Genomic DNA, 2,911 nt, shown 5'->3' with positions numbered 1-2,911 from the left:
GAAAACCCCGCTGCGTGAGCAGCGGGGTTTTCGGGTAAAAACCCTGGCGATGACCTACTCTCGCATGGCTTAGGCCACACTACCATCGGCGCAGCTGCGTTTCACTTCCGAGTTCGGGATGGGATCGGGTGGTTCCACAGCGCTAATTTCACCAGGGAGACAGTTGGAGCGTCGCCATCCTAAGGAACGGATTAAGGCGCCTGCCTCTCGTAAGTCTTGTGACGTAGCGTGCACTTGGGATCTATCGACATGTCATGTCGGCCAAGGCAACTTGAGGTTATATGGTCAAGCCACACGGATCATTAGTATCAGTTAGCTCAATACATTGCTGTACTTACACACCTGACCTATCAACCACATAGTCTATATGGTTCCTTCAGGGGGCTTGTGCCCCGGGAGATCTCATCTTGAGGCGCGCTTCCCGCTTAGATGCTTTCAGCGGTTATCGCTTCCGAACATAGCTACCCGGCAATGCCACTGGCGTGACAACCGGAACACCAGAGGTTCGTCCACTCCGGTCCTCTCGTACTAGGAGCAGCCCCTCTCAAATCTCCAACGCCCATGGCAGATAGGGACCGAACTGTCTCACGACGTTCTGAACCCAGCTCGCGTACCACTTTAAATGGCGAACAGCCATACCCTTGGGACCGACTACAGCCCCAGGATGTGATGAGCCGACATCGAGGTGCCAAACACCGCCGTCGATATGAACTCTTGGGCGGTATCAGCCTGTTATCCCCGGAGTACCTTTTATCCGTTGAGCGATGGCCCTTCCATACAGAACCACCGGATCACTAAGTCCTAGTTTCCTACCTGCTTGATCCGTCGATCTTGCAGTCAAGCACGCTTATGCCTTTGCACACAGTGCGCGATGTCCGACCGCGCTGAGCGTACCTTCGAGCTCCTCCGTTACTCTTTAGGAGGAGACCGCCCCAGTCAAACTACCCACCATACACGGTCCCCGATCCAGATTATGGACCTAGGTTAGAACGTCAAGCACGACAGGGTGGTATTTCAAGGATGGCTCCACTGCAGCTAGCGCCACAGTTTCATAGCCTCCCACCTATCCTACACAGACGAACTCAACGTTCAGTGTAAAGCTATAGTAAAGGTTCACGGGGTCTTTCCGTCTTGCCACGGGAACGCTGCATCTTCACAGCGATTTCAATTTCACTGAGTCTCGGGTGGAGACAGCGCCGCTGTCGTTACGCCATTCGTGCAGGTCGGAACTTACCCGACAAGGAATTTCGCTACCTTAGGACCGTTATAGTTACGGCCGCCGTTTACTGGGGCTTCGATCAAGAGCTTCGCCTTGCGGCTGACCCCATCAATTAACCTTCCAGCACCGGGCAGGCGTCACACCCTATACGTCCACTTTCGTGTTTGCAGAGTGCTGTGTTTTTGATAAACAGTCGCAGCGGCCTGGTTTCTGCGGCCCTCTTCAGCTATAGCTCGCATGAGCCACCAAAAAGGGCGCACCTTCTCCCGAAGTTACGGTGCCATGTTGCCTAGTTCCTTCACCCGAGTTCTCTCAAGCGCCTGAGAATTCTCATCCTACCCACCTGTGTCGGTTTACGGTACGGTCTGCGTAAGCTGAAGCTTAGGAGCTTTTCCTGGAAGCGTGGTATCAGTGACTTCGCCTTAAAGGCTCGTCTCGGTGCTCGGTCTTAAAGAATCCCGGATTTGCCAAAGATTCAAACCTACCTCCTTTCCCCCGGACAACCAACGCCGGGTACACCTAACCTTCTCCGTCCCTCCATCGCACTTACGCGAGGTGCAGGAATATTAACCTGCTTCCCATCGACTACGACTTTCGTCCTCGCCTTAGGGGCCGACTCACCCTGCGCCGATTAACGTTGCGCAAGGAAACCTTGGGCTTTCGGCGTGCGGGTTTTTCACCCGCATTATCGTTACTCATGTCAGCATTCGCACTTCCGATACCTCCAGCAGACTTCTCAATCCACCTTCAACGGCTTACGGAACGCTCCTCTACCGCGTACATATAAATATGCACACCCCAAGCTTCGGTTCACTGCTTAGCCCCGTTAAATCTTCCCCGCAGACCGACTCGACCAGTGAGCTATTACGCTTTCTTTAAAGGGTGGCTGCTTCTAAGCCAACCTCCTGGCTGTCTGTGCCTTTCCACATGGTTTTCCACTTAGCAGTGAATTTGGGACCTTAGCTGTGGGTCTGGGTTGTTTCCCTTTTCACGACGGACGTTAGCACCCGCCGTGTGTCTCCCATACAGTCCGTCTCGGTATTCGGAGTTTGCAATGGTTTGGTAAGTCGCGATGACCCCCTAGCCATAACAGTGCTCTACCCCCGAGAGGATACATATGAGGCGCTACCTAAATAGCTTTCGAGGAGAACCAGCTATCTCCGGGTTCGATTAGCTTTTCACTCCTAATCACAGCTCATCCCCGTCTTTTGCAACAGACGTGGGTTCGGGCCTCCAGTACCTGTTACGGCACCTTCACCCTGGCCATGACTAGATCACCCGGTTTCGGGTCTACTGCCCGCGACTATGCGCCCTTATCAGACTCGGTTTCCCTTCGCCTCCCCTATACGGTTAAGCTTGCCACGAACAGTAAGTCGCTGACCCATTATACAAAAGGTACGCAGTCACTCTTTCGAGCTCCTACTGCTTGTACGCACACGGTTTCAGGATCTATTTCACTCCCCTCTCCGGGGTTCTTTTCGCCTTTCCCTCACGGTACTGGTTCACTATCGGTCGGTCAGTAGTATTTAGCCTTGGAGGATGGTCCCCCCATGTTCAGACAGGGTTTCACGTGCCCCGCCCTACTCGTCTTCACTGGAGTGGCCCTTTTAAATACAGGGCTATCACCTTCTATGGCCAGCCGTTCCAGGCTGTTTTTCTAGAACCATTCCAGCTTAAGGGCTAGTCCCCGTT

General features: G+C 53.6%; 2 rRNA genes (1 of these 2 only partly in view). Both read right to left on the bottom strand.

From position 1 onward, the window contains the following. Nucleotides 1-41: 41 nt before the first annotated feature. A 5S ribosomal RNA gene (rrf, locus tag ABE424_RS19105) occupies nt 42-156 on the bottom strand. 125 nt (nt 157-281) lie between these two features. Beyond that, nucleotides 282-2,911 (bottom strand): 23S ribosomal RNA (locus ABE424_RS19100); it runs 249 nt beyond the window's last position.

This window comes from Stenotrophomonas sp. TWI1149 (assembly GCF_039673155.1).
GTDB lineage: Bacteria > Pseudomonadota > Gammaproteobacteria > Xanthomonadales > Xanthomonadaceae > Stenotrophomonas > Stenotrophomonas maltophilia_AA.
Note: the sequence above shows the minus strand (reverse complement) of the source record. Positions and strands in the feature narration are given on the sequence as shown.